Source organism: Tabrizicola sp. (assembly GCF_051645465.1).
Classification (GTDB): Bacteria; Pseudomonadota; Alphaproteobacteria; order Rhodobacterales; family Rhodobacteraceae; genus Tabrizicola.
The window spans coordinates 1-3,200 of the sequence record NZ_JBOFBI010000004.1 but is presented as its reverse complement, the minus strand read 5'-3'; the positions used below and the strand labels follow the sequence as shown (position 1 = coordinate 3,200).

The 3,200-nt window shown below is 68.2% G+C and carries 1 protein-coding gene; it reads left to right on the top strand.

The window, feature by feature from the left end:
* Positions 1 to 19: 19 nt before the first annotated feature.
* A partial coding sequence (locus tag ACRCSW_RS00155; RefSeq protein ID WP_438701973.1) for a DUF4011 domain-containing protein occupies positions 20 to 3,200 on the top strand: 3,181 nt, incomplete at its 3' end.

Here is a 3,200-nt window from a genome sequence, read left to right as displayed (position 1 = left end):
CTGCCGGGTGATCGAGCGGATGACCGCGCTTGAGCGTCACGACCGGGCGCAGGACCTGGCGCTTCTGATCACCACCCTGGAAAACCACCGGGCGATCGACACCGGCCTGGTCGAGGGCACCCTCCCGCGCCCCGGCAAGGGCGAGCCGCGCGATGACCTTCTGCGCCGGTTGCGCGCCCGGCTTTACGACCTGACCCGCCGCAACCGGCTGGTGTTTCACAAGCCCACGGCAAGCGAGTTGAACCTCACGGAAACCTCGGTGCCGCTGGTGATCGACCCCAAGGCGATCCGGGCCGAGGATCTGTTCACCGCCCGCTCGCGGCCGATGCAGCTTTTGCTGGCGGGCAAGGAGGTCACGCTGGGGGAATTCCTGCGCTTCGAGGAGGTGCTTTTCGCGCCCTCGGTCCTCGGCCGGCTGCGGGCCGATGCCGACCGGGATGCGCGCGAATTCGGCGCCTCGCAGCTGCGGTTGGTGCCGGTGTTCCTGCGCTGGTACGACCTGAAGAGCGCCCCCGACAGCCCGATTTCGTCACCGCTTCTGCTGATGCGGGTCACGCTGAAGCGCCGCAAGGGGGTGCGCGACGCTTTCACGCTAGAGCTGGAGGAAACGACGGCCGAGGTGAACCCCGCGCTCGCGTTCTTTCTGGAGCGGCTTTACGGCATCAAGCTGCCCCAGACGGTCGATCTTGCCGACCCCGAGGCGCTGCCGAACCTGCACCGCCTGCTGGAAAGCCAGATCAAGGCGAGCGAGCCGGGCGTGACGCTCGACTATGCCGACCGGCCGCGGATGCGGCTTTTGCACCAGAAGGTGCGGCGGCGGCTGGACCAGTTCAACCGGCGGCAGGTCGCGGTGACGAAGGGGCTGAAGTCACGGGCGGGGATGACCTATTCCTACGACCGGCCCGGCTATAACCCGTTGGGCGTGCAGCTTTTCCACGAATATGTCCGCCTCGCCGAAGCGCCGAACCGCGAGCTTGCGGGCCGCCCCTTGCCGCGCCTTTTCAACCGGATGGCGATGGTGGAAGAGCCCGCGGTGACCGAGCTGTCGCGCACGATGCTGCAGCATGTCGAGGAAACGCGGAGCCGCTTTGAATGGGCGTTCGACCTCTGCTCGGTGACGCTGTCGAACTTCAACTACCGCAAGATGTCGCTGGTGCGCGACTACAACGATCTTCTGGCCGGGGCCGAGGGGCGGACGGCCAATGTCGATCTTTTCTTCTCCAGCGCGCCGCGGCTGGCCGACGAGATGCCCCAGGTCGTGGCGCCGGACAGCCGCTTTGCGGTCATCGCGATGGACCCGTCGCAGGACCGCGCGGTGCTGCGGGCGCGGTCGGGGCAAAGCTATGTGATCCAGGGGCCGCCGGGGACGGGCAAGTCGCAGACCATCGCCAACCTGATCGCCGACTATATCGGGCGCGGGAAGCGGGTGCTGTTCGTTTGCGAAAAGCGGGCGGCGCTGGATGTGGTGTTCAACCGGCTAAGGGCCGTGGGGCTGGGATCGATGTGCGCGCTGGTGCATGACAGCCAGGAGAACAAGCGCGATTTCGTCAAAGAGCTTGAGCAGATCTATACCGGCTGGGCCGACCTGCCGCCGCGCTTTACCGAAAGCCAGATCGACGCACAGCGCCGTGCGGTGCTGGAGCGGATCGGCAGCGTCACACGCGACGTGCGGCTTCTGGTGCGCAGCATGACGGGGCCGGCGGCGGGCACGGCAACCGCGCTCCATGACGTGCTGGAAGAGGCGCTGTCGCATCCTTCTGTCGCCGCCCTGGCCGAAGAGTTGCGCCCTGTCCTGCCCGACCTGGCCGACTGGCTGGCCGTGCGCGACGACGTGCGCCGGGCGCTGGATGGCCTGCGCCGGATGACCGGGGCGCTGCATCTGGCGGCTAGTCCCGAACGGCTGATCGCCCCAGCCTTGTGGGGCAACGGCGACCTGCGGCGCGACCTGATGCCGGTCCTGGACCGGTTGCAGCCGCGCCTTGCCACGATGGCTGCCCAGCCGCATCTGGTCGGTCTGTCGCTGGGTGTGGCCCTGGACCAGATTGCCCTTGCCGAGCGTCTGGCGCCTTTCGCCCGTGCCGGGCGGCTGTCTGCGTTGGATCCGCTGTCCCCCGATGCGCGCGCCATGCGTGACGGGATCCTTGCCGTGCAGGATCTGGCGCAGGCACTTGCCGCCGCGCGGGCAAAGACGGCGATCTGGACCGACAAGCTGTCCCCGTCCGAAACCGACTCCGCGCTCCGCCTGGCGCAGGCAAAGGAGGGCGGCCTTCTGGCCTTTTTGTCGGGAGAGTGGCGGCAGTTGAAGCGTGTGGTCGCTGGGCGGGTCAACCTTGCCGCTCTGGCCATTCGCCCCCGGATCACCGACCTTCTGGCTGATCTGCAGGTCGACCATCAGGCCATGGCCGCCTGGGACCAAGCCGCCCGCCGTCTGGCCCGCGACCACGGCTTTGACGATTTCGCAAGCCTTTCAGCCGTCATGGCCGACCTGGATGCAGGGGCAGGGGAGGGCGGTCGCGGGCTTCTGGATTCGGTGTGCGCGGGCGACCCGGCGGTTGCTGGGCGCATCCTAGCGCTCACCAGGCTTGCCGCACAGTCCCGGGACCTGTTGGCCGACACGAGGGACAGGCTAACCGGGCTGGAACTTCTGCCGCTTGCCGCCGCGCCCGAGGTGATTGCCACCCTGTCGCAAGGCTTGCCACAGCTGATGGACCTACAGCATCTGATGGCCCCGCTTGCCCCCGCGCCACCGGCGATCTGGGAGGCGCTGCGTCGGCTGCCGCTGGACCCCGGCCAACTGAACAGCGCTGTCTTGCACGAAACGGTCCGCCGGTCCCTGGCCCGTGCGCCCGGGCTGGCGACCATTGACGCCGGGATGCTGTCGGAAGCGCGTTCCACAATCGCCGCCGCCCGGGCCGAGCTGGAGGTGCTGAACGCCCGGCTTTTGGAGACCCGCGCGATCCAGCGGTTCCGCGCTGGGATAGTGCTGACCAACACGCCGGACCGCGACCTTTCCCCAGCCGACCGGGCGCAGAAGGCGGCGCTGTCGCAGGCCCGTCGGGCGTTGGAGCATGAGTTTGGTAAGACCCGCGCCTACCGGTCGATCCGCGAACTGCTGGATGGCCCGGCGGGTGCGCTTTTGCCCGACCTCAAGCCGATCTGGCTGATGAGCCCGCTATCCGTCGCCGATATCCTGCCACTTG